Source organism: Ochrobactrum sp. AP1BH01-1 (genome assembly GCF_018066705.1).
In the GTDB taxonomy this organism is placed as follows: Bacteria; Pseudomonadota; Alphaproteobacteria; order Rhizobiales; family Rhizobiaceae; genus Brucella.
Genome location: NZ_JAGPOU010000001.1, coordinates 524,649 through 549,232, shown reverse-complemented (window position 1 = coordinate 549,232; position 24,584 = coordinate 524,649). Strand labels below are relative to the sequence as shown.

Below are 24,584 nucleotides of genomic sequence, written 5' to 3'. Positions count from 1 at the left end.
CTGTGTAGCCGATAAATTCTAAAACAGAAATCGATTATTATAGCGGGTTGCGGCCCTCGACAGACGCAACCCGCTATAATGTCAATCATCTAAGCGCTGGCCATCACTGCCAAAAACGTGGACATTTTTTGCGGACGCGCCAACCCTGACGGTCTGGTCTATATTATGCGCCGAGCGCCCGGCGACGCGGAAGATAAGCGGCTTGCCATCCGGCAAAGCAGCATGGATATAGCTTTCTGCACCGACGAGTTCGACGGCTTCAATGCGGACTGTCGTATTGAAACCATCGGCATCCGGCGCACCATCTTCGACAATGTGGATATCTTCCGGGCGAACACCGATAGTGAAATTTCCTGCGGGCGTCTTCACCGCGCCACCGGTTGTCCAGCCGGTGGTTTCTGCGCTTGGCATCAAGTTCATAGACGGAGAGCCGATAAACGTTGCGACGAAGGTGGAGGCCGGCTTTTCGTAGAGTTCGATCGGTGTGCCGACTTGTTCGATATGACCTGCGTTCAGCACAACGAGACGGTCTGCCATGGTCATGGCTTCCATCTGGTCATGGGTGACGTAAACGCTTGTGGTGCCGAGCGAACGTTGCAGACGCTTGATCTCTACACGCATCTGCACGCGCAGTTTCGCATCAAGGTTCGACAGCGGTTCGTCGAAGAGAAATGCCGCCGGTTCGCGTACGATGGCTCGTCCCATGGCTACGCGCTGGCGCTGACCGCCGGAAAGCTGGCGAGGTTTGCGCTCAAGAAACTGCTCGATCTCAAGCGCCTTCGCAGCCTTTGCTATACGACGTTCGATTTCGTCTCTCGGGGTTTTCCGATTCTTCAGTCCGTAAGCGAGATTGTCGCGAACCGTCATATGCGGATAGAGCGCATAATTCTGGAACACCATGGCGATGTCGCGTTCCGCAGGTTCGACATCGTTGACCACACGGTCCCCAATCGAAATGGTGCCGGATGTAATGCCTTCCAGGCCGGCTATCATGCGTAGCAGAGTGGATTTACCGCAGCCGGAAGGACCGACCAGCACTACAAATTCGCCGTCATCAATCTCCAGCGACACCCCTTTGATGACTTCGACATTGCCGCCATAGCTCTTGCGGACGTTATCAAGAACGATTTTGCTCATTACTTTTCCGTTTCAACGAGACCTTTGACGAACCAGCGCTGCATCAACACCACAACGAGGATCGGCGGGATTATGGCGAGAATGGCTGTTACCATGACGTAGTTCCAGGGCGTGGATGCGTCTGCCCAATCGACCATGCGGCGCAGGCCGATGATGATCGTGTTCATCTTCGCATCATTGGTAACGAGCAGCGGCCAGAGATACTGGGTCCATCCGTAAATGAAGAGAATGACGAAAAGCGCTGCGATATTCGTCTTCGAAAGCGGAAGCAGAATATCCCGCATGAAACGGAACGGTCCTGCATTGTCGATACGCGCTGCTTCGACCAGTTCACCCGGAATGGTGAGGAAGAACTGGCGGAACAGGAATGTCGCCGTCGCGGACGCCATCAGTGGCAGCGTAAGCCCGGCATAGGTGTCGATCATGCCGAGGTCCACAATCACCTTGTAGGTAGGCAGGATGCGTACTTCGACGGGTAGCATCAGCGTAACGAAGATCATCCAGAAGAAGAACATACGCATCGGGAAACGGAAGAACACAATCGCGAAGGCAGACATGAAGGAGATGATGATCTTGCCGACAGCAATGGCCATCGCCACCACAAACGAGTTCCAAAGAAGTCGCTCGAGACTGACGCCGACGACACGTTCCACACCGCCAAAGATGGCTTCGCCGTAATTTTCCACGAAATGATCGCCGGGTAAAAGCGAGATTGGCGGTCGGATGATCTGGGTCGAAGTCATCGTCGAAGCCACGAAGGTATAGTAGATCGGGAAGGCGACGATAATGATGCCGACGATGAGGATCATATGGCCGATAAGGTTTGAGACTGGGCGTTTTTCTATCATGGCGCCTCGCTCACGAATAATGCACGCGCTTCTCGACGAAGCGGAACTGGAAGGCTGTCAAGGCAATCACGATTGCCATCAGAATGACGGACTGTGCTGAGGACGAACCGAGGTTCAGATTGACGAAACCGTCATTGTAAACCTTGTAAACCAGTGTCTCAGTAGCCTTTGCCGGACCGCCGCCAGTGACGGCGTGGATAATGCCGAACGTGTCGAAGAAGGCATAGACGGTGTTCACGACCAAGAGGAAGAACGACGTTGGTGCGAGAAGTGGAAATACGATGGACCAGAATCTCCGTGATCCACGGGCACCATCAATAGCGGCTGCTTCGATCAACGATTTAGGAATTGCCTGTAACCCAGCAACAAAGAACAGGAAATTATAGGAGATTTGCTTCCATGCAGCTGCCACGACGACTAGGCCCATGGCCTGATTACCATCAAGAAGCGGGTCCCATGCGATGCCATTACGGCGCAAAATATAGGCAAAAGTGCCCATCGCCGGGTTGAACATGAAAAGCCACAACATGCCCGCAACGGCCGGTGCAACAGCATATGGCCAGATCAGAAGCGTACGATAAAATGTTTTGCCGCGAATAACGCGATCTGCCGCCGTCGCAAGCAGCAGTGCCGCGCCCATGGCGAGCAGTGCCGTCAAGATATTGAAAACAATCGTCACCTTGAATGAGTGCAGATAGTTCGGGTCGGCTAGAACCGCTGTGAAGTTCGCCAGTCCCACGAAGGTGGACTTGAGCCCGAATGCATCTTCACGCATGAAGGACTGATAAATTGCCTGACTGGCTGGCCAGAAGAAAAACACCACAGTCAGAACAATCTGTGGGGCCAGCAGGAAATAGGGCAAGATTTTATTCGGAAAGGTAACTTTCTGCACGGGGAGCTTCCTCGTGGGGACAAGGCCGCCTACCACTTGGGCAGGCGGCTTTGTGTCAATGTGATCGATTATTGAGCGGCGGCAATCGCGTCGTTAGCACGCTTGACGCCGTTCTCAAGCGCAGTTTTCGCGTCCTGCTTGCCTCCGAGCATGGCCTCGAATTCTTCGTTCAGAATATCGCGTACTTGCGGCAAATTAACGAGGCGCACGCCCTTTGAGTTTTCAGTGGGGGCCTTGCCCATCATCTGGAGGATAGGCGTTTCGCGGCCGGGATTCTTTTCATAAAAATCCGACTTTTTGGTTTCCTCGTAAGCAGCGAGCGTCACCGGCAGATAGCCGGACTTTTCGTGCAACTTGACCTGGATTTTGGTTTGCGAGAGGAAGTTAAAGAATTCCGCAATACCCTTGTACTGTTCGTCGCTGAGACCGGCGAAAACCCACAGGGCCGCACCGCCAGGTATCGTGTTCTGCGGGCCGTGCCCTTCGTAATAAGGCAGCTGGCCGATACCGTAGTTGATGCCGGACTTCACGACATCTCCAAGGCCGCCTGAGGATTCAGTCAACATTGCGCATTCACCGGAGGTGAAAAGCTGCTTGGCTTCCGATGTGCGTCCGCCGTAACGGAACGTGCCGTCTTTCGCGAGATCGGCGATCGACTGGAAGTGCTGGATGTAAAGCGGCGAATTGATTTCGAGCTTTACATCGGTGCCGCCAAGACCGTTTTCATTGGTGCCGTAAGGAACGTTGTTCCAGGCAGCAAAGTTTTCAGTCTGAATCCACGTCAACCATGTAGAGGTAAAACCGCACGGGGCCGCTCCGCTGGACTTGATCTTCTTTGCAGCCTCGAAAACTTCCGGCCAGGTCTTCGGCGGATTGTTTTCATCGAGGCCAGCCTTTTTGAAGGCGTCCTTGTTGTAATAGAGGATCGGCGACGAGGAATTGTAAGGGAAGGACAGCATGGTGCCGTCCGGCTTTGAGTAGTAAGCGACGATGCCGGGCAGATATTGCGACTTGTCGAACTTGAAGCCGCCCTTTTCCAACACTTCGGCAGCAGGCACCACGGCGCCTTCGGCAGCCATCATGACGCCGCTGCCAGCGTCGAACACCTGAAGGATGGCCGGTGGCTGCTTGGAACGGAACGCGGCGATGCCGGCATTCAGCGTTTCGGGATAGGTTCCCTTGTACACGGGAACGATCTTGTATTCGCTCTGGCTTTCGTTGAACTCTTTAGAGAGTTCGTTGACCATTTCATTGTTGGCACCGGTCATGCCGTGCCACCACGCCAGTTCCGTCTGGGCGAAAGCCTGCGAACCGATGGTGAGGGCGAGGGCGCTTGTCAGCGCCGAAGTCGTGATCAGACGGATAAGCATGTTTCCTCCTCAAGTGTTAGGTCGCGGGAACATTCGAGCGCCTTTATGGGGTCCGAAAGTTCCAGCATCTGGGATATATCCATTGCGCTTATATGAATGCAATTTTTTGCAAGGGATCAACCTTCGATTCTCCCCATGGCAGAATAAATACGAAAACGATGGTATGCGAAATGAAAAAAAACGAAAGGCAAGTGATAATCGCGCGTAGAACATATGTATAATTAACGGATGCGAATGCCGCCCCACGCCATTCTCATATGATGATTGCAGGTTTGTCGACCGACGGATTGACCAATGCGGCGGACTGAACTGATATATGTTCCTTTCGAATCTGGCCGGTTTGCTGAATTTCTCTCAACCAGGCTGGAAAATCGATCAATTTGCAGGCAGGTGAACTTATGCCGAGTGACGATCGCAGGAAAAGTCGCGCTACGCTTTTGGATGTGGCGCGCCACGCCAATGTATCACGCGCGACGGCTTCGCTCGTCATTCGCAAAAGTCCCCTGGTGGGAGCAGCGACACGCGAGAAAGTTGAAAAAGCCCTGCAGGAGTTGGGCTACGTCTACAACATGGGTGCTGCCAGTCTCCGGGCGGAAAGGTCGAATACGGTTGGGGTCATCGTGCCGACCCTCGGCAATCCGTTTTACGGTGAATTGCTTTCTGGAATAGACAGCGTTGTAGGTGAGGCTGGGCTGGTCGTTCTTCTCGCAAACAGTCACGAGAATTTTGCCAATCAAACCACTCTCATGCAACGTATGCGTGAGCACGGGGTGGATGGCGTGATTGTATCGCTGACGGCAGAAACGGCGCCTGAATTCATTGAGCAGTTTGTGGACTGGGGCTTGCCGGTGGTTCAGGTGTTACGCCAAGTAACAGACCGGATTGACTACGCCGGCGTTGATTACGCAGGCGGCATGCGACAGGCGGTCAATCATCTCGCCCAGCTGGGGCACAGGACGATCGCCTTTGCTGTGCATGGGCCGGTCCATTCAGCATATCGCGAACGTGTCGAAGGTTTTCGAGATGCGATGCAACAACAAAGCCTTGATCCCGGGATGATTGTTTGCTTGCCGCATACGATGCCAGAAATTGCCAAAGCTGCGCCGTTACTTTTTGAGGAGGGACGAGCGCCGACAGCTGCAATCTGTTTCAATGACGTGGTTGCGCTAGGCCTTTCGGCAGGCCTTTATGATTGCGGAAGAAAAGTTGGGGAGGACTTTTCTTTGATCGGCTTCGATGACGTAAGCGACGCGGAGGCGACGCGGCCCCGCTTGAGTTCTGTTTCAACCCGGCCCGTTACCGTGGGCCAGAATGCCGCCAGGCTGCTTCTGTCCCGTTTGGCAAATCCGGAAAAGCAGGCCGAGCGAATTGTCAGTGAAACATATTTGCAGGTCCGACAGTCCTGTGTACCGATAAGAGCGTCGATCATCTGATCCGAATTTGATTGACGAATGGCATCAAACCAATTTAGATCGATCTAAATTGGTTGCCGACGGGAGGAAAGTTGGCGCAATCTGCATACCGGGAGGTTCGGCATTGTATAATTTCAACTTCGCGCCCGTTTTCGCGTCGATGGATAAGCTGCTTGTCGGTGCATGGCAGACAATTCAGCTTTCCTGCGTAGCCATGGTGCTCGGCTTGATCGTCTCGATCATCTGCGCGGTCGGTAAGACGTCGGGCCCGAAGCCGGTACGCTTCGTCATCGATGCTTATATCGAAGTCATTCGCAACACACCGTTTCTGGTGCAGATTTTCTTCATCTTCTTCGGATTGCCTTCTGCCGGTTTGCGCCTGTCGCCCAATAGTGCTGCGCTTCTGGCGCTGGTGGTGAATTTCGGTGCCTATGGCACGGAGATTATTCGCGCAGGCATTGAATCCATTCATAAAGGCCAGGTGGAAGCTGGAACAGCGCTTGGTCTCTCCAAGCTTCAGGTATTCCGCTACGTCATCATGAAGCCTGCGTTACGGACGGTCTATCCTTCGCTTACCAGCCAGTTCATCTATCTGATGCTTACCTCGAGCGTTGTGTCGGTCATTTCTGCCAATGAGCTTGCGGCTGCGGGTAACGATCTGCAATCAGCGACATTCGCGAGCTTTGAAGTCTACATCGTTATCACGGTCATGTATCTCGTCATGTCCATCGGTTTCTCTGCCATTTTCTCGTTGATCGAGAAGGTGGCCTTCAAATACCCGTTGAGCCGATAGGAGCAGACCATGATCAGACCTTTTGGCTGGAACGAATTTCTCATCATCGTATATGCAGCGCAGTGGACCATTGCTCTTTCCGCCATTGCCTTTGTGGGCGGCGGTGTCGGGGGATTGCTTGTCGCGCTGATGCGTGTGTCAGACGCGCGCGTTCCACGTTACATTGCGCTTGGCTTCATCAGGCTGTTTCAGGGAACTCCGCTGCTTATGCAGCTGTTTCTGGTGTTCTTCGGCCTCAATATTTTTGGCCTGGGTATCAATCCTTGGATCGCAGCGACGATTGCACTCACTTTGCATGCGAGCGCTTTTCTGGGCGAGATCTGGCGCGGCTGTATTGATGCCGTGCCGCCGGGCCAGCGCGAAGCTGCGACCGCCCTTGGGCTGCGCTATTATAACCGCATGCGCTATGTGATCCTGCCGCAGGCTGCGCGCATATCAGTTGCGCCGACGGTGGGATTTCTTGTGCAGCTCATCAAGGGGACGTCCCTTGCCGCGATCATCGGTTTTACGGAACTGACGCGACAAGGTCAGATCATCAACAACGCGACATTCAGCCCGTTCATGGTGTTTGGCACAGTGGCGGCTGTCTATTTTGTCCTATGCTGGCCGCTATCCATTCTGGCGCGCCGCATGGAAACGAGGTTTTCTCGCGCTACGGCTCGGTAATGGGGGCTGGGGAAGACGATCGGCATTTCCGACCAGGTGTGAAATGACGGAATTGCTCTGAAAGACAAGAAATGGTGCCGGTGAGGAGACCGGCCTTCATAGGGAAGGAAAAAACATGAATATCACCCGACGTTTGGCTATGGCCTTTATTGGTGCAGGCGCTCTCGCAACAGTATTGGCACCTGCGGCATTCGCGCAGACGGTCGACAGCATCAAGTCCGCCGGGAAAATCAAGATCGGCATGCTGGTCGATTTTCCACCATTTGGCATCATGAACACCAGCAACGAACCGGATGGGTATGACGCCGATGTGGCGAAGCTGCTGGCAAAGGAACTTGATGTAGAAGCTCAGATCGTGCCGGTTACCGGACCGAACCGTATCCCGTATCTGCAGAGCGGTCAGGTTGATGTCCTGGTTGCCTCGCTGGGCATCACCGAGGAGCGCGCCAAGAGTGTTGACTTCTCTCAGCCTTATGCCGGGATTTCGATCGGCGTATTCGGACCGAAAGATGTTGCTGTCGCAAAGCCGGAGGATCTTTCCGGCAAGACCATCGGCGTCGCGCGCGCTTCGACGCAGGATACGGCAGTCACCAAAGTTGCGCCGAAGGATGCCAACATCCGCCGCTTCGACGACGATGCAAGCGCAGTGCAGGCCTTGCTTTCCGGTCAGGTTGAACTGATCGGTCTCTCCAATGTTGTGGCGGCTGAGATCGAAAAAGCTGCTCCGGGTCGCTACGATCAGAAAATGCAGCTGAGCCAGCAGGTACAGGGCATCGCTGTTCGCAAGGGCTCGACGGAAATGCTCGAATTCGTCAACAAGTTCATTGAAAAGGCGAAGAGCGACGGCGAACTGAACAAGATTCATGAGAAGTGGCTCGGCGCGCCACTGCCGGATTTTGTTTCCCAGGCAAAGTAAGCTCTTTAGAGCCGCCACGCCGTCATCCGGCTGGCGTGGCGGTCCAGTCCACGAAAGTGAGTTTCTCGACATGAACCAGATGGCTCAGGGAACGGCGAACGGGGTACAGCAGGACGCTTCCGGTGCTGCAGTGCTTATGCAGGGTGTGAACAAGTGGTATGGCACCTACCATGCTCTTAGAGATATTAACCTGACTGTAGCTCGCGGCGAACGTATCGTGATTTGCGGCCCGTCTGGTTCGGGGAAGTCGACCCTCATCCGTTGCATCAACCAATTGGAGACCATTCAGGAAGGCCGCATCATTGTCGACGGTCACGACCTGACTGCGGGTGGTAAGAACGTAGACATCGTGCGGCAGGAAACCGGTATGGTTTTCCAGCAGTTCAACCTCTTTCCGCATATGACTGTTCTTGAGAATTGCACTTTGGCACCGATGAAAGTGCGTGGCGTTGCGAAAGCGGAAGCAGAAAAGACCGCACGCAAGTATCTTGAGCGCGTCCGCATTCCTGAACAGGCGGATAAATATCCGGCCCAGCTTTCCGGCGGACAGCAGCAGCGTGTGGCAATTGCCCGTGCGCTCTGCATGAACCCCAAGATCATGCTTTTCGATGAGCCGACGTCGGCGCTCGATCCCGAAATGGTCAAGGAAGTGCTGGACACGATGATTGATCTCGCCAAGGAGGGCATGACCATGCTGTGCGTTACGCATGAAATGGGCTTTGCGCGACAGGTGGCTGACCGCGTCATCTTTATGGATCAGGGACAAATCCTCGAAATGGCGGAGCCGGAGGAATTTTTCAGTAATCCGAAACATGAGCGAACAAAGGCATTTATCGGGCAGATTTCCTGATTGCCTCCAATAATTTACCAATGGAGTTTGAAGTGACGAACGAAGTTCTGCTCATCGAGCCTTTAATGCCGTTGATCGAAGAGCGACTGGACGCAGCTTACAAGGTTCTTCGCCTGTATAAACCGGAAGACAGGGCGGCTATCGATGCGGCCCTCGGCACCATACGTGCTGTTGTCACTGGGGGCGGAACAGGGCTTTCCAACGAGTGGATGGAACGTTTGCCGTCGCTTGGCCTAATTGCCATCAACGGTGTGGGAACGGATAAGGTTGACCTCGCTTTTGCACGCCGTCGCAACGTTCATGTCAGCACCACGCCAGGCGTTCTGACCGACGATGTCGCCGATACGGGCATTGCTCTCATGCTCGCGATAATGCGCCATGTCGTTGCGGGCGACCGATTTGTAAGGGAGGGTAGATGGGCCCGTCGGGAGGCATTTTCTCTCGGGATAAGCCCGAAAGGCAAGCGGGTCGGCGTTCTGGGCCTCGGCCAGATTGGAAAGTCGTTTGCACGACGCGCGGAAGCATTCGGCATGGAAGTGCATTACTGGAACCGCTCGCCTGTAGCCGGTACAAACTGGATTGCGCATGCCACGCCCGTCGAACTTGCACAACAAAGCGACGTGCTGGCGGTCTGTGTCGCCGCAAACCCATCAACGGCGAATATCGTGAATGCGGATGTTCTCGCAGCGCTTGGAAGCAAAGGTTATCTGATCAATGTGGCTCGAGGCAGTGTCGTTGACGAAGATGCGCTTCTGGCCGCTTTGAATGAAGGTACCATTGCCGGTGCCGGGCTTGACGTTTTCGTCGACGAGCCCACGATCAGAGCGGATTTTCTGACCGCGCCAAATACGGTGCTGATGCCGCATCAGGGCAGCGCAACGGTCGAAACACGTGTCGGAATGGGAGAACTGGTGCTCGCCAATCTCGCAGCATATTTCTCCGGCGATGTTCCGCCGACCAAGGTAAACTGAGTTAATTCAATGATTGTCAGACAGGCCTTTTTTGAAGGCGCCATCCATGCCGGACGCGAGGATGCGTTCAAAGCTTATGTCGCCGATATCCTCATGCCAATGTGGCTCGACTTTCCCGGTATCAGGGAAGTGCGCGTTCTTTACGCGGTCGAACGCGATGAAGGTGCCCCGGCCTACCCGATGGTGCTTTGGACCAAATATGACAACAGGGAGGCTTTGGCGGAGGCGCTTGCGTCACCTGTGCGATATCAAAGCCGTGAGGCCACAAAGGGTCTCCTCGAGATGTTCGATGGTCATATCCATCATCACGTCTTCGATCTCACCCTTCAAGGGTGAGATCTGTTCTATTAAGACGGGCCTCAAGCGCCCCATGTCCGCTCAAGGACATTGATCCAGTTTCCATGTGCCAGCTTGACGATGGAAGCATCGTCATAGCCATGCTTGCGGAATGCTTCGATGACAAGCTGGAGATCGCCAACATCGCGTAGCGTTGACGAAATTGTGGTGCCGTCGAAATCGGAGCCTAACGCCAGATGGTCGATCCCGATGCGTTCGACAATATAATCGGCGTGACGAACAAGTTCGGAAAGATCGGTGTTCGGATCGCGCTTGCCATCCTCGCGCAAGAACGAGACGCCAAAGTTAAGCCCGACAAGGCCACCGGTGTCACGAATGGCGTCCAGTTGCTTGTCGGTCAGGTTGCGGCTTTGCTGGCAAAGCGCGTGAGCATTGGAATGAGATGCTACGAGGGGCGCATCGGAGATCGCTGCAATATCCCAAAATCCTTTCTCGTTCATGTGAGAAAGGTCGATCATGACTTTAAGTTCGTTGCAGGCGCGGATGAGCGCTTTGCCATGATCCGTGAGGCCGGGACCGATATCTGGCGATGCGGGAAAGCGGAAGGGAATGCCGTGGGCAAAAATATTCGGGCGGCTCCAGACGGGCCCCAATGTTCTCAGGCCCGCTTCATGGAGAACATAAAGGGCATCAAGGTCTTCGCTGAAAGCTTCCACACCTTCGATATGGTAAACCGAAGCGAAAATGCCTTTCGCGAAAGATTCACGTATATCCGCCGCTGTGCGACAGACACGAACTCGGCCTTCAGAGGCTCGTTCGATTTTTAGCAGGATTGCCGACATGGCAAGCGTTGCCTTCATGGCATCCGTCTGGCTGGGCGTCGCGAGATTGCCGTTGGTATCGAGTTCTCGTGAAGGCGAGGGCACATAAACCGCGCAAAGTCCGCCGCCCAAGCCGCCTTTCAGCGCGCGGGGAAGATCGATATGCCCGACATTTTCGCCATCGAGAAAGCGCTTCTCTGGCGCGGAAGCATCAGATGACCACAGGCGCAACAGCACGTCGTTATGACCATCAAAAACGGGTATCTTCTGTTCTGTCGCCATGGGGAAGCCTTTTCAAATCAAGCCAGTGTTTGAGAGTGGGGTGATGGACCCACGCGAGAAGAATTGCAAATGCGATTTCGGTCACTTGATATGACTGCTCCGCATGAACGGGGATTCCTTTGAGGTAAAGCTTCCTTTTAGGTTCTTCTCATGCAAAGTCTGCATAGCGAATGCAAAATTCTGCATTGGCCCCTGCCTCCGCTGACGTGATAGCGGAAAGCTGGAAAAATATATCCAGAGATAAAGCGCCGTCGATCTGTCCCTAATTTCGGGGAGCGTTCCGAAAGCGCTGCAAGAGGAGCTCCCAATGATTTCAAGACGTGGTTTTCTGGCAGGTGCAGCTGCCGTTCCTTTCCTGTCCTATGCGAGCATCTTGCCCGCCATCGGCGCCGGACGTCAGGACATTCTCGTTGTGGCCCAGCAGCTCGACAATATGACCAGTCTTGACCCACACGAAAGTTTTGAAGCTGTTGGCAGCGAAATCTGCAACAACATGTATCAGCGTCTGGTGCATCCGAGCCTTTCCAATCCAGACCAGGTGGAAGGCGGCGTGGCGGTTTCCTGGGAAGCCGATGGCGACGGCAAGATCTTTACGTTCAAGATCGATCCGAACGCAAAGTTTGCGAGCGGCGCGCAAATTACGGCGGAAGATGCTGCATTCTCGCTGCAGCGTGCGATCAAGATGAACAAGGGCCCGGCTTTCATCATTGGCCAGTTCGGTTTTACGCCTGAGAATGCGGAGAAGAGCATCGTCGCGACCGATCCGTCGACGTTGACTTTGACGGTTGAGCAGTCGACATCGCTGCCGTTCCTGCTGTACTGCCTGTCGGCAAGCGTTGCCAGTATCGTTGAAAAGAAGACCGTTCTGGAAAATGCCTCTGGAGACGATCTTGGCAATGGTTGGCTTCAAAAGAACAGCGCCGGCTCCGGTGAATGGGTCCTTGTTTCCTGGAAGCCGAGCGAAAGCATCATTCTGAACGTTAATCCGCATGGCGCCTATAAAGGCAATGTGAAGCGCATCCTTCTGCGTCACGTCGCCGACCCTTCTTCGCAGCTTCTGATGCTTCAGAAGGGTGATGTCGATATTGCCCGCAATTTGACCACCGAACAGCTCCGCATTCTGGATGGGGATGAAAACTACAACCTGGTGCGCAAGGGTGTTGGCGGCTTGATGCTGATGTCGCTCAACCAGAGCGTGGAAGCTTTGGCCAAGCCGAAGGTCTGGGAAGCAATCAAGTGGGCTGTGGACTATGACGGTATTCAGAAGAATATCGTGCCGCTGAATTACAAGGTTCACCAGACCCTTGTTCCGGAAGGCTTTCCGGCGGCCCTGAATGAAAACCCGTTCAAGAAGGATATTGCCAAGGCAAAGGCTCTTCTTGCGGAAGCGGGCGTTCCCAATGGCTTCTCTATCAAGATGGATCACTATTCGGCGCAGCCGAGCCCCGATATTGCACAGGCAATTCAGGCAAGCCTTGCCGAAATCGGCATCAAGGTGGAATTGCTGGCCGCTGAAAACCGTCAGGTTCTGACGAAGATGCGGGCCCGCGAACATCAGATGGCACTGACCATATGGGGATCAGACTATTTCGATCCGAACACGAATGTCGATGTGTTCTGCAACAATCCGGATAATTCCGATGATGCGAAGACCAAGCCTTTTGCCTGGCGCTCGCATTTCCAGAATGAGGATTTCGCCAAAAAATCCCTCGCCGCGCGTGACGAACAGGATCCGGCGAAGCGCGTGAAGATGTATGAAGACCTGCAGCGCGAATTTATGAACAATAGTCCGTTCATCATCATGATGCAGAAGTTCGAGACGGCCGCCTGCCGCAAGGACGTCACCGGGATGCGTCTCGGGGTTCTGTCCGATTCTCACTCCTATGCAGGGATCGCCAAGGCGTGAAGAAAAGCCTCAAGAATCTGACCGGTATCCTGAGCAGCGTGTTGATCACGCTGTTCGGGCTTATGGTCATTACCTTCATGATCGGCCGTGTCATGCCGGTCGATCCTGTTATTGCTGCCGTGGGCGACAACGCACCCGAGGCCGTCATCCAGCGCGTCCGCGCAGAGATGGGCCTTGATCAGCCGCTCGTGGTCCAGTTTGTGCATTATATCGGACAGGTTCTGCACGGCGATTTCGGCAATTCCATTCTGACCCGCAATCCGGTGGCTCAGGATATAGCGCGTTATTTTCCGGCGACGCTGGAACTGGCAACAGCAGCCTTGATTGTTGCCGCACTGATAGGCATTCCACTGGGGGTATGGGCGGCTGTCCGGCAGGGTTCTTTCGTTGATCAGACGATCCGCGTGATCTGTCTTGCGGGGCATTCGGTTCCCGTTTTCATGCTAGCGTTGATTTCACTTCTGGTTTTTTATGCGACGCTTGATATCGCGCCGGGACCGGGGCGGCAGGACATCATTTATGAGGGCATGATTCCGCATGTAACAGGTCTGCTCACGATCGACACGCTCATCGAGGGCGACTGGGACGCATTCTGGGATGCAGTCCTTCACATGATTCAGCCAGTCCTCATCCTTGCTTATTTCAGCATGGCATACATCACGCGCATGACCCGCGCCTTCATGCTCGACGCGCTTAAAGGTGAGTTTGTGATTACGGCCCGTGCAAAAGGGTTGTCACTCACCTCTGTGATCTGGAAACACGCGTTTCCGACCGTTGCAGTGCAGCTTGTGACCGTTTTGGCGCTCACCTATGCAGGCCTGCTCGAAGGCGCGGTGGTGACGGAAACCGTATTCAGCTGGCCGGGTCTCGGTCAGTATCTGACGGTATCGCTGATGAACGCTGATATGAACCCGGTCGTGGGAGCTACGTTGCTGATCGGCGTTATCTATGTCGGGCTCAATCTGCTCGCCGACATCCTCTATAAAGTTCTGGACCCGCGTGTGCGATGATCTTTGCCAATTTTCATAACTGGGCGCTCGACGACTCGCCCGCTTCCCGCTCGCAGGCTAACTGGGGCAGGCGCTATCGTATCTGGGTAAACCTTCGGGCCAATCCGCTCGCAATGATTGGTCTTTTCATCATCATCGCTTTCGTGGTTTTGTCGCTGGCTGCGCCATTGCTGGCGCCCTATGACCCAAGTGTGCAAGACCTCGGCAATCGGCTTTCTGCTCCAACCGCAGCGCATTGGTTCGGCACCGATGAATTGGGCCGCGATATTCTTTCGCGCATTCTCTATGGCGGTCGCGTAACCCTTGGAATGGTTATCGCTGTCGTCATTCTTGTCGCGCCAATCGGATTGTTCATCGGTTGCATCGCCGGTTACTTCGGCGGTATTGTCGATACGGCACTGATGCGTGTTACGGATGTCTTCCTTGCATTTCCGCGTCTGATCCTTGCGCTTGCCTTTGTGGCCGCATTGAAGCCCGGTGTTGAAAGCGCCGTTCTGGCAATCGCGTTGACTGCATGGCCCCCCTATGCGCGTCTGGCTCGCGCGGAAACCATGACATTGCGCAAGAGCGATTTTATCGCCGCAGCCAAGCTGACCGGTGCATCGCCTTTCCGTATTATTCTGCGCCACATCATGCCGCTTTGCGTGCCGAGTGTCATCGTGCGCATCACGCTTGATATGAGTTCGATCATCATCACAGCCGCAAGTCTGGGCTTCCTTGGGATGGGCGCGCAACCGCCATCGCCCGAATGGGGCGCGATGATTGCGACCGCCAAGCGCTTCATCTTCGAGCAATGGTGGGTTGCCACCATCCCCGGCATCGCGATCTTCCTCGTTTCGCTCGCCTTCAATTTCCTCGGCGACGGTCTGCGCGACGTGCTCGATCCGAAGCAGAATTGAGAGAACAGATGCTGGTTGATATCAAAAATCTGCAGATCAGCTTTGAAACGCGCACGAGCCGTTTCGACGCCGTGCGTGGGGTTTCGTTGCAGCTCGGTCGTGAAAAACTGGGTATCGTCGGCGAAAGTGGTTCGGGCAAGTCTCTGACCGCGCGAGCCCTGATGAAACTGCTGCCGCCAATCGCTGAGGTGAAGGCCGACAAGCTTTCGTTCGACGGTATCGACATTCTGTCGGCCACGGAACGCGGCATGCGTCAGATACGCGGAAAACGGGCGGGCTTCATTCTTCAGGATCCCAAATATTCGCTTAATCCGGTCAAGACCATCGGCGTACAGGTGGCTGAAGCATGGCGCACCCATAAAGGTGGCAGCAAGCGTCAGGCGATGGACGCTGCGGTTGACCTGCTTGATCAGGTCATGATCCGCAATCCGCGCGACGTGGCGAAGCTCTACCCGCACGAAGTTTCGGGCGGCATGGGGCAACGCGTCATGATCGCCATGATGCTTGCGCCCGATCCTGAACTGCTTATCGCCGATGAACCGACATCGGCGCTCGACGCTACGGTGCAGGCGGAAATTCTGCGCCTGATCGACGATCTGGTTTCCAAGCGCGGAATGGGGCTTCTTCTCATCAGCCATGATCTCCCGCTCGTGTCGCATTTTTGCGACCGCGTCATGGTCATGTATATGGGCCGCGTCATGGAGGAGTTGAAAGCTTCCGAACTCGTGCGTGCCGAGCACCCCTATACGAAGGGTCTTCTCAATTGCATTCCGTCGCTCATGCATCCCCGCGATCGGTTGCCGGTTCTCAATCGTGAAGAAAGCTGGCTGAACTCATGATAGATATTGATCAACTTCGCATCAGCTTCAACGAGCGTGAAGTCGTGAAGGGTGTGTCCTTCAATGTGGAGAAGGGCGGGAGTTTTGGCATTGTTGGTGAAAGCGGCTCGGGAAAGTCCACCATCCTGCGCGCCATGGCCGGGCTCAACGAACAATGGAGCGGCCGTATAGCGTTCGACGGCAAGGATGTGACGCCCAAGCGCACGCCTGCCTTCTTCCGTCAGGTGCAGATGGTGTTTCAGGACCCGTTTGGATCACTGCATCCACGCCAGACCATAGACCGCATCCTGAGCGAGCTTCTACTGGTTCATGGTATCGGCGATATCGACAAGCGGATCGAGAAGGTTCTTGACGAAGTAGCCTTGCCCAAAGCCGCACGGTTCCGTTTTCCGCACCAGCTTTCAGGAGGGCAGCGCCAGCGCGTGGCAATTGCTCGCGCCCTGATCGCCGAACCGGAAGTACTTCTGCTGGATGAGCCGACGTCGGCGCTCGATGTGTCGGTCCAGGCTGAAATTCTCAATCTGCTCGCCGACTTGCGTGCGGAAAAGAACCTCACTTACGTGCTCGTGAGCCACAATCTCGCAGTCATAGCGCATCTCTGCCCCACGGTCGGGGTGATGCAACACGGAGAGATGGTCGAGCAACTCAGCGCGGAGGATCTGCGCGCTGGCAGAACGACACACCCGCATACCACGGAATTGCGCGCCCTGAGCGTCAATCTGGAAGAACCTGCCTGACGGAGTTTTCATGTCAACGCATGCTGACTGGAACGCGGCTTCTCTTGCCGCGAAAGTCTTTTCACGAAGCTGGGCCAAGGACGAGCCAGGCGGTGTTATCATCGGCTTCGGTCCCGACGGCGTAAAGTTCGCTTATGCAAGCGGGCTTGAAAGCCTCGCTACTGGAGTGCCTTTCACAGCAAACACTGTTGTCCGCTATGCGTCGGTCACGAAACATGCATTTTGCGCGATGGTTCTTAAACATAGCGATGTCATCAGTCTTGAGGACCGGCTGGGGGATCATCTGCCGGAATTGCAAAGCCCGCTTGCCGATGTCACTGTCGGTCGCGCGCTCGACATGACTGGTGGCCTCCCGGATACGCGCGAATGCCTGACGCTTCTGGGACTGTCTGTCTATACGGAAACTGAAGCCGATCAGCTTCTGGAATACCTGGCCTCTCTCACACGCCTCAATTTCGATGCAGGTTCAGAGATTTCTTATTCCAACACCGGTTACCGGCTGGTGGAAGCCGCCCTTGAGCGAAAGGGACTGCGCTTCAACGATTTCGTAAAATCGGACATGGCGCAACCGCTTGGCATTTTCATGGAAGCGCCGGATGTCTGGAATGACCCGGTTGCCTGTCTCGTTCCCGGTTACTGGAAATCCGGTGAAAAGTGGCAGCTCAGCTCCGCGGGCCTGCATATTTCGGCCTCTGGCAGCCTGACGGGAAGCGGGATGGCGCTGACGAAATGGGCGCAGGCGCTCGTCAATGGAGAGGGTGCGTTCAAGGGGTTGCTGAATAAGCTATCAGCAGACCGTCCTCTTTCTGATGGGCGCGTCACAGGTTATGGCCTCGGGCTGCGCTGGAACGAGGTGGACGGAAAGCGCTTTGTCGGACATGGCGGTTCGCATCCCGGCTATAAGAGCTATTTTCTGCTCGACCCAACAGCAAAAACCGGGATGATCGTGGTTTCAAACCGCGAAGATGCCAATACATACAAGATGGCGCGGGATTGCATGGCTGCTCTCAACGGTTTGTCTGTGCCAGAGACGAACTGTACCATCCCGGACGGGCTTTACCTGGCGGATAGCGGGCCGTTCTGGCTGGAAATGCACGACGGCGTAGCCAATTGGCTCGATTCCGAAGATACGCTTTACGATATCGGTGATGGCTGGTTTTCATCGCTGTCGCCGTCTTCCCCGGTTCGGCTACGCTGGATGGGCACGGACTTGGAAGGTGAGATAGGCTATGTGCCGCGCCGATTGAAGCCGGTCACAGGGAAACCGTTTGGCCGGGAACTCGACGGTCATTGGCAGGCGTCGCCCTATGGCGCCAGTTTCGATATCAAGGATGGCCATATCATCATGGGTATCGGTCCGACACGCCGGGCCATGCCATTGGAAGATCTCGGCCAGGGGCGGGCCCTTTTCACGCTACGCGATGGCCCATGGACCAAGCGTGTCTGTCTGCACAGGCTTCAGGACGATCGCATCGAACTGGTCCTGAGCCGCGCTCGGATGATCGAATACGTCCGTTAATCCGGAAGTCTGGAGGTTATGGATGCGGCGGAAGGGCGACCTTACCGCCGCATCTTGCGTTATGGTAGGTTTGTGACAATTGATTCCGGAAATATGAGGTAACGCGATGCTGGAACGGATGATCGATCAGGGCGCAGGTCGGGAACCTGCCGACATCGTGCTGAAAGGCGGCCGTTTCTTTGATCTCGTGACCGGTGAGCTTGTCGAAAGTGACATCGCAATCTGTGGTGACCGGATTGTCGGAACATTCGGCAACTATCAGGGCAAGCAGGAAATCGATATTTCCGGGCGGATCGTCGTGCCGGGATTTATCGATACTCATCTTCACATAGAATCCTCGCACGTGACGCCGCACGAATTTGATCGCTGCGTGTTGCCGCAAGGTGTAACGACTGCTATCTGCGATCCACACGAGATCGCCAATGTGCTGGGCGTGGAAGGCATAAAATTCTTCCTCGATAGCGCCATGGAAACCATCATGGATATTCGTGTGCAGCTTTCGAGTTGCGTGCCGGCGACCCATATGGAAACGTCAGGCGCGGAACTTCTGATCGATGATCTGTTGCCATTCGCTGACCATCCCAAGGTGATCGGACTTGCGGAGTTTATGAACTTTCCGGGCGTTCTGGCGAAAGACCCCGAATGCATGGCGAAGCTGAAAGCTTTTCAAGGGCGGCATATCGATGGCCACGCACCGCTTTTGCGCGGGTTTGATTTGAATGGCTATATTTCTGCAGGTATTCGCACCGAGCATGAGGCCACAAGTGCGGAAGAAGCGCTCGAAAAGATGCGCAAGGGCATGCACGTCTTGGTGCGTGAAGGTTCTGTTTCCAAGGACTTGAAAGCGCTCATGCCGATCATCACCGAGCGCCACGCGCAGTTTCTGGCACTTTGCACGGATGACCGTAATCCGCTTGATATCGCCGATCAAGGCCATCTTGATTACCTCATCCGTACGGCCATAGCGGGCGGCGTCGAGCCGATTGCCATTTACCGTGCCGCAACCGTTTCCGCGGCGCGCGCCTTCGGTCTTTTTGACCGTGGCTTGGTTGCCCCGGGTCAGCGGGCCGATCTCGTTGTGGTGGATAGTCTCGAAGGCTGCCACGCCGAAATCGTATTGTCTGCGGGCAGGGTGGTTTCGGAAGATTTGTTTAGGGCACGCAAGGCCGTTGCTCCTGTCGGGCGCAATAGCGTCAAGGCGCCCAAAGTCAGTGGATCCAGTTTCCGCTCGCATTCCAACAGCGGCAAGACCCGTGCGATCGGTATCATCCCTGGCAAGATCATAACGGAAAGCATCGAATTCGATCTCAAGGTCGGCCCGCACGGTACGGAGCCGGATTTCGAAAAAGATGTAGTCAAGATTGCCGTTGTCGAACGCCACGGCAAAAATGGAAATATCGCAACCGGCTTTGTGCACGGGTTTGGTTTGAAGGCAGGGGCAATTGCTTCAACCGTCAGCCATGACAGCCACAATATCTGTGTGGTTGGCACCTCCGACGAAGATATTGCTGCGGCTGCGAACCGGTTGGGCGAAATCGAAGGTGGTTTTGTCGTCGTGCGTGACGGCAAGGTGTTAGCTGAAATGCCTTTGCCGATTGCAGGATTGATGAGCACGGAACCATACGAAACGGTCCGCGATCAGCTTCGTATTTTGCGTCACGCTGCCGAAGAACTGGGCTCCGTTCTGGAAGAGCCGTTCCTGCAGCTGGCTTTCATCGCTTTGCCGGTAATCCCCCATCTCAAGATCACCGACCGTGGCTTGGTGGATGTCGACAAGTTCGAGTTTGTTGGCAACTAATCAGTGCAAGCCGCCCACACCCAGCAGTTCCTCAACAGTCTGCTGGTTGTCCGCAAGTTCTGTCGAGGTGCCGGACCATGCGATGCGCCCGCGTTCCAGTATGATGACATGATCTGCAAAATCGAGCGCGCTCTGGATGCGCTGTTCGACGAGCAGGATCGTCATGTCGCCTTTCTGTGCCAAAGTGGAGAACGCAGCCATCAGTTCTTCGCAGATGACAGGAGCAAGCCCTTCCAGCGGTTCGTCGAGCAGCAGTACTGTCGGCTGACCAAGAATGCTGCGCGCGGTCGAGAGCATCTGCTGCTCGCCACCGGAAAGCTGCGATCCGAGATTACGGCGTCGTTCCTTCAGGCGCGGAAACATTGCATAGGCTTCTTCGAGCGCATCTTTCGGTCGGTTCTTGAGGCCAACGAAAAGATTTTCTTCGACTGTGAGGGTCGGGAAGACATCACGGGTTTGCGGCACGTAGCCGAGACCGGCAATTGCGCGGGCGGCTGACGGAAGCGCAGCAATATTCTTCCCGCCCAGCAAAATTTCGCCGCCATAACGGCGTGTTTGTCCTGCTATGGTAGCAAAGAGGCTGGTCTTGCCGACCCCATTGCGTCCGAGCACAGCAAGTCGAGATCCTGGCTCGGCCTTGAACGACACATCTTCGATAACGCGTGTGGGGCCATAGCCGGATGAGAGATTGCGAATTTCAAGCGAGGCTGCACTCATTGCGCGTAGCTCCCCAGATAGGCTTCGCGGACGCGTGTGTCCTGCACCACATCTTCCGGCAGACCATCAAAAATCACCGATCCTGCAGCCAGGACCACAACCCGTTTTGCAAAACGGAAAACGAGATCCATATCGTGCTCGATCATGAGCACAGCCAGATCGGCAGGCAATCTGGCAAGCGCGTCCTCAATACGGCCCGTGTCGCTTTGCGGAACACCGGCGGCGGGTTCGTCGAGCAGCAACACCTTGGGACGAAGTGCCAAAGCAAGGGCAATTTCCAGAAGACGCTGCTGGCCATATGCGATCTCGCTCACCCGCAATTGACCGAGGGATAGAAGACCGAGCGTATCGAGAATGTCGCGCACTTCATCCATCACTTCGGGCATTTTGCGATAGTTGCCCAGAATGCGCGCCGTCTTGCCTTCGCGTTGCAGGACTGCAAGCGCGACATGTTCTTCGGGTGTCATGTCGAAGAAGAGGCGAGTTACCTGAAAAGAGCGCACCAGCCCGCGCCGGACGCGCTGCATGGCGTTAAGCCTGGAGATGTTCTTGCCACCCAGCGCTACCGTACCGGAGGTAGCCGGAAGATTGCCCGTTACGAGATTGACGAAAGTGGTCTTGCCCGCACCATTGGGGCCAATGAGGGCAACGCGGTCGCCTTTCGCCATGCTGAGCGAAACGTCATTTGTGACGGCCAGCCCGCCGAAATTCTTGCGCAGTTTCGTTACTTCAAACACGGTACTCATTTGCGATGCGCCTTCTTTTCAAAGTAATAGGCGACGGTTCCATAGAGACCGCGCGGCGCAAACAGCACGACTGCAATCAGCAGGGCACCGACCATTGTAAGCCAGTGGAAAGGGTTTGCAGCAGAGACGAGGTCTTCGAACCACATGAAGACTACAGTGCCAATCAGCCCGCCGAACAGCGATCCCGTGCCGCCGAGAACCAACATCACCAGAGCTTCTGCCGACATGGTGAAGCTGAGACTGTCGAGCCCGACGACCTGCGTTGAAATTGCGTTCAGCGCCCCGCCAATGCCGGCAACGGCACCGGAGATAACATACATGCGAAGCTGTGCCGACTGAACCGAAGCTCCCATTGCATGGATGCGGATGGGGTCTTCTTTCACACCCCGGCATAGCATGCCAAACGGTGAGCGTACGACATAACGGAGAAAGATGAAGGAAACGAGCAGCAGGATTACGGCATAAATGTAGACGGTGTGTCCGTAGAGATCGAACTCGAATATGCCGAAGATCGGATCGGGCGAGATACCGCTTAGTCCGTCGCTTCCGCCGGTCCAGCTTGAGGCCTTGTTGGCCGCTTCATGAAAGAGATGGATAACGGCAATTGAGAGAACGAGTTGAGCGAGGCCGTGGGCCCGCAGAATGACGGCTCCGGATACAAGTCCGGTAATCGCTCCAGCAACGAGACCGATAAGCGTCATCAGGATGGGGTCGGTGATGCTGAAATGGGCGGCGGCGATTCCGGCACCGTATGCGCCGGCGCCGAAGAGAGCTGCATGACCAAGAGTTGCGATACCGCAGTAGCCAGTCACCAGATCCAGCGACAAGACGAGCAAGGCAATTGCTATGATGCGCGTCAGCAGTGCCAGATTGTCGGGGAACATAAACCAGCCGGCAACACTGACCGCTATAATAGTCGCAATGCCCATGAGACCTGCATAAGAATGACGACGTTGGGAAAGAGTGTGCGTCACATCGATCATTTTCTGGCCAACCTTCCTGCAAGCCCGCGCGGGAAGAGGGTTACAATGACGATTACCGCCAGATAGAAGAAGAACTCGCCATATTCAGGTGCCAGATAACGCCCCGTGGTGTCGATCGCGCCGAGCAGGAGGCAGGCGATCAGCGCACCGGGTATGGAACCTGCACCGCCGACGGATACAACGACCAGAAAAGTCACCATGTAGCGGAGTGCGTAATAGGGTTCCACCGGCAGAAGTTCTGCACCGACGACGCCACCGAATGCCGCAAGCCCGATAGCGAGCGCGAAGCTGATCGCATAAACAATTTCCGTTCTCACGCCGAGCGCCGCCGCCATGTTGGCATTGTCGACGGCAGCTCGCAGTTTAACTCCGAAGGCAGTGCGTTCGATGATGTACCAAAGGCCAAGAGCTACTGCTAGGCCGCAACCGATTGCAAAGATGCGGTGTTTCGCAATAGCTCGAAATCCGAGATCGACCGATCCGCGCAACATTTCCGGCAAGGGAATCGTCTTCAAAGTCGGTCCGAATATGTAGTTGGTGAGACCTATGATGCAGAAAGTGATGCCGATGGTCATCAACACCTGTGTTAGTTCAGGCGCCCCGTAAATGCGCCGATAGAGCAGCCTTTCCACGGGGACCGCGATCACCATTGTACCGGCGACTGCAATAATGATCGCAAAGCCGTAATTGAGGCCAAGCTGTTGGGCGGCATAGGATGCGAAATAGCCGCCGATCATCGCAAATGCGCCGTGAGCCAGATTGACGACGCGCATCAAACCCATAGTGACCGAAAGGCCGATGGAAATGACGAAGAGCACCATGCCGTAAGCAAGGGCATCGACAGCAATGCTGAGCACAGTCTGCATTAAATAATCCTGTTGGAACGTATCCCGAATGCGCAAGACGCTGTCGGGATACGTGGTAAAACAAGCAGTAACGGACCGGGGAGCGAACGCGCTTTATGCTTCTCCAGGCCATGAGCGGCAGTGCGCGACTGCTGGCTTATTGAGCTTTCAACCCAGGGTCACCCTGCTTCTCGAAAGTCTGGATTTCCTTGTTATAGTAGGTTCCGTCATCAGCCTTGGCTACTTCGCGCAGATAGATGTTCTGAGTCATGTGGCGGCTTTCGGGATCGATGGATACCGGACCGCGGGGGCTGATCCATTCCATGCCTTTCACAGCCTCTACTGCCTTTTCAGCGTCTTTTTCACCGCCGGTCGCTTCAATCATCTTGTAGATGACATGCATGCCGTCATAAGCGCCGACTGACGGGAAAGACAATTCCACAGGATTGCCAATAGTTTTTCGGGCTTCCTCGACAAACTTCTTGTTCTCGGGCGAGTCATGCGAGACCGCGTAGTGGAAAGTCGTCAGAACGCCGAGAGCATTTTCTCCGAGTGCGGGAAGATCGGATTCTTGTGTCAGGTCACCCGGTGCAAAAAGCTGGATGCCCGAGCCTTTCAATCCGTTATCGACATAGGATTTCATGAAGCCGAGCGTGGTCGGTCCTGACGGCAGGAATGCGAACACGCCTTGAGCGCCGGAATCCCTGATGCGTTGCATGATCGGGCTGAAATCGTTCGTAGCGAGCGGCATGCGAATGGCCTCGACCACTTCGCCGCCAGCTTCTGTGAAAGCCGCTTTGAAAGCATTCTCAGCATCCACGCCCGGCCCGTAGTCACTCACGACCGAGATGACCTTTTTGACGCCCTTGTCCAGTGCGACTTTTGCAATCGGGGTCGAGGTCTGCCAGGTTGTGAACGAGGTGCGCACCACATAGGGGCTCTTGGTTACGATGGAAGACGTAGCGGCATTCATAACCACCATCGGCACATTGCCCTGCTTGAGGATTGGCGTAACCGCCATGGCGTCGGGTGTAAAATAGAAGCCTGCCAGATACTGTACACCTTCCTTGACAACGAGTTCCTGCGCAAGCGCCTTGGACTGCGCCGGGTCTGCCTGCGGCACGTCGCGATAAACGATCTCGACAGTGTCATCGCCGATCTTGTTACCATGCTCAGCCATGTAGGCGTCGATACCAGCCTTGAAGTTTTTGCCCTGAAGGGCAAATGGACCTGAAAATGGACCGATGACGCCGACCTTCACCACATCGGCACAAGCTGTTGACGCTGCAAGTGAAAAGACCGCGAGCGCGGTTAATGCGATTGTCTTCAT

The 24,584-nt window shown here is 55.2% G+C and carries 24 protein-coding genes; 14 read left to right on the top strand and 10 right to left on the bottom strand.

The window, feature by feature from the left end; all coding sequences use genetic code 11:
• Positions 1–81 precede the first annotated feature (81 nt).
• The 4 genes from J9800_RS02510 to ugpB all read right to left on the bottom strand — a co-directional run bounded on the left by J9800_RS02510 (position 82) and on the right by ugpB (position 4,247).
• Complete coding sequence (locus J9800_RS02510) at positions 82–1,137, bottom strand: sn-glycerol-3-phosphate import ATP-binding protein UgpC (protein ID WP_114214841.1); 1,056 nt, start codon at positions 1,135–1,137, stop codon at positions 82–84.
• Positions 1,137–1,985 carry a sn-glycerol-3-phosphate ABC transporter permease UgpE gene (gene ugpE / locus J9800_RS02505; RefSeq protein ID WP_112587481.1) on the bottom strand — a complete coding sequence of 283 codons (849 nt, stop codon included), beginning with the start codon at positions 1,983–1,985 and terminating at the stop codon, positions 1,137–1,139. Before ugpE ends, J9800_RS02510 begins: the two co-directional genes overlap by 1 nt.
• Positions 1,986–1,995: 10 nt before the next feature.
• Positions 1,996–2,877: a sn-glycerol-3-phosphate ABC transporter permease UgpA gene (gene ugpA, locus J9800_RS02500; protein WP_114214842.1), complete on the bottom strand. Its 882-nt coding sequence runs from the start codon at positions 2,875–2,877 to the stop codon at positions 1,996–1,998.
• Between the two features lie 68 nt (positions 2,878–2,945).
• Positions 2,946–4,247: a sn-glycerol-3-phosphate ABC transporter substrate-binding protein UgpB gene (gene ugpB, locus J9800_RS02495; RefSeq protein ID WP_162792619.1), complete on the bottom strand. Its 1,302-nt coding sequence runs from the start codon at positions 4,245–4,247 to the stop codon at positions 2,946–2,948.
• A gap of 398 nt (positions 4,248–4,645) precedes the next feature.
• Between ugpB and J9800_RS02490 the strand changes: the two genes are divergently transcribed.
• From J9800_RS02490 to J9800_RS02460, 7 genes are all read left to right on the top strand, one after another.
• The gene (locus tag J9800_RS02490) at positions 4,646–5,680 is read left to right on the top strand and encodes a LacI family DNA-binding transcriptional regulator (RefSeq protein WP_114214843.1); all 1,035 of its coding nucleotides are present in this window, start codon (positions 4,646–4,648) and stop codon (positions 5,678–5,680) included.
• A gap of 103 nt (positions 5,681–5,783) precedes the next feature.
• Positions 5,784–6,452, top strand: coding sequence for an amino acid ABC transporter permease (locus tag J9800_RS02485; protein WP_114214844.1), 669 nt, complete (start codon positions 5,784–5,786; stop codon positions 6,450–6,452).
• 9 nt (positions 6,453–6,461) lie between these two features.
• Complete coding sequence (locus tag J9800_RS02480; protein ID WP_112587489.1) at positions 6,462–7,118, top strand: amino acid ABC transporter permease; 657 nt, start codon at positions 6,462–6,464, stop codon at positions 7,116–7,118.
• 115 nt (positions 7,119–7,233) lie between these two features.
• Complete coding sequence (locus tag J9800_RS02475) at positions 7,234–8,034, top strand: transporter substrate-binding domain-containing protein (protein ID WP_114214845.1); 801 nt, start codon at positions 7,234–7,236, stop codon at positions 8,032–8,034.
• Between the two features lie 70 nt (positions 8,035–8,104).
• On the top strand, positions 8,105–8,884 hold the full coding sequence (locus J9800_RS02470; RefSeq protein ID WP_114214846.1) for an amino acid ABC transporter ATP-binding protein: 780 nt from the start codon (positions 8,105–8,107) through the stop codon (positions 8,882–8,884).
• 20 nt (positions 8,885–8,904) lie between these two features.
• Positions 8,905–9,855 carry a 2-hydroxyacid dehydrogenase gene (locus J9800_RS02465; protein ID WP_114214847.1) on the top strand — a complete coding sequence of 317 codons (951 nt, stop codon included), beginning with the start codon at positions 8,905–8,907 and terminating at the stop codon, positions 9,853–9,855.
• A gap of 9 nt (positions 9,856–9,864) precedes the next feature.
• The gene (locus tag J9800_RS02460; protein WP_114214848.1) at positions 9,865–10,191 is read left to right on the top strand and encodes a hypothetical protein; all 327 of its coding nucleotides are present in this window, start codon (positions 9,865–9,867) and stop codon (positions 10,189–10,191) included.
• Positions 10,192–10,214: 23 nt separating this feature from the next.
• Here J9800_RS02460 and J9800_RS02455 read toward each other — a convergent pair whose 3' ends face one another.
• Positions 10,215–11,255, bottom strand: a complete 1,041-nt coding sequence (locus tag J9800_RS02455; protein WP_114214849.1) for a dipeptidase — start codon at positions 11,253–11,255, stop codon at positions 10,215–10,217.
• Between the two features lie 307 nt (positions 11,256–11,562).
• On the opposite strand from J9800_RS02455, the gene J9800_RS02450 reads away from it, so the two are divergent.
• The 7 genes from J9800_RS02450 to ade all read left to right on the top strand — a co-directional run bounded on the left by J9800_RS02450 (position 11,563) and on the right by ade (position 19,963).
• Positions 11,563–13,161, top strand: a complete 1,599-nt coding sequence (locus J9800_RS02450) for an ABC transporter substrate-binding protein (protein ID WP_114214851.1) — start codon at positions 11,563–11,565, stop codon at positions 13,159–13,161.
• Positions 13,158–14,171 carry an ABC transporter permease gene (locus tag J9800_RS02445; protein WP_114214852.1) on the top strand — a complete coding sequence of 338 codons (1,014 nt, stop codon included), beginning with the start codon at positions 13,158–13,160 and terminating at the stop codon, positions 14,169–14,171. The genes J9800_RS02450 and J9800_RS02445 overlap by 4 nt, the downstream gene beginning before the upstream one ends.
• Positions 14,168–15,070 carry a nickel transporter permease gene (gene nikC / locus J9800_RS02440; protein ID WP_112587502.1) on the top strand — a complete coding sequence of 301 codons (903 nt, stop codon included), beginning with the start codon at positions 14,168–14,170 and terminating at the stop codon, positions 15,068–15,070. The genes J9800_RS02445 and nikC overlap by 4 nt, the downstream gene beginning before the upstream one ends.
• An 8-nt stretch (positions 15,071–15,078) precedes the next feature.
• Positions 15,079–15,909, top strand: coding sequence for an ABC transporter ATP-binding protein (locus J9800_RS02435; protein WP_112587504.1), 831 nt, complete (start codon positions 15,079–15,081; stop codon positions 15,907–15,909).
• A complete protein-coding gene (locus J9800_RS02430; RefSeq protein ID WP_114214853.1) occupies positions 15,906–16,646 on the top strand; it encodes an ABC transporter ATP-binding protein in 741 nt (246 codons plus the stop codon). Before J9800_RS02435 ends, J9800_RS02430 begins: the two co-directional genes overlap by 4 nt.
• A 10-nt stretch (positions 16,647–16,656) precedes the next feature.
• Positions 16,657–18,165, top strand: coding sequence for a serine hydrolase domain-containing protein (locus J9800_RS02425; protein WP_210845423.1), 1,509 nt, complete (start codon positions 16,657–16,659; stop codon positions 18,163–18,165).
• Positions 18,166–18,271: 106 nt separating this feature from the next.
• Complete coding sequence (gene ade, locus J9800_RS02420; protein ID WP_114214855.1) at positions 18,272–19,963, top strand: adenine deaminase; 1,692 nt, start codon at positions 18,272–18,274, stop codon at positions 19,961–19,963.
• Here ade and J9800_RS02415 read toward each other — a convergent pair whose 3' ends face one another.
• From J9800_RS02415 to J9800_RS02395, 5 genes are all read right to left on the bottom strand, one after another.
• Complete coding sequence (locus tag J9800_RS02415; RefSeq protein ID WP_114214856.1) at positions 19,964–20,680, bottom strand: ABC transporter ATP-binding protein; 717 nt, start codon at positions 20,678–20,680, stop codon at positions 19,964–19,966. It lies immediately after the preceding gene.
• A complete protein-coding gene (locus J9800_RS02410) occupies positions 20,677–21,426 on the bottom strand; it encodes an ABC transporter ATP-binding protein (protein WP_114214857.1) in 750 nt (249 codons plus the stop codon). Before J9800_RS02410 ends, J9800_RS02415 begins: the two co-directional genes overlap by 4 nt.
• The gene (locus tag J9800_RS02405) at positions 21,423–22,409 is read right to left on the bottom strand and encodes a branched-chain amino acid ABC transporter permease (RefSeq protein WP_112587516.1); all 987 of its coding nucleotides are present in this window, start codon (positions 22,407–22,409) and stop codon (positions 21,423–21,425) included. Before J9800_RS02405 ends, J9800_RS02410 begins: the two co-directional genes overlap by 4 nt.
• Positions 22,406–23,275 carry a branched-chain amino acid ABC transporter permease gene (locus J9800_RS02400; RefSeq protein ID WP_114214858.1) on the bottom strand — a complete coding sequence of 290 codons (870 nt, stop codon included), beginning with the start codon at positions 23,273–23,275 and terminating at the stop codon, positions 22,406–22,408. The genes J9800_RS02405 and J9800_RS02400 overlap by 4 nt, the downstream gene beginning before the upstream one ends.
• 136 nt (positions 23,276–23,411) lie before the next feature.
• The gene (locus tag J9800_RS02395) at positions 23,412–24,584 is read right to left on the bottom strand and encodes an ABC transporter substrate-binding protein (RefSeq protein WP_210845421.1); all 1,173 of its coding nucleotides are present in this window, start codon (positions 24,582–24,584) and stop codon (positions 23,412–23,414) included.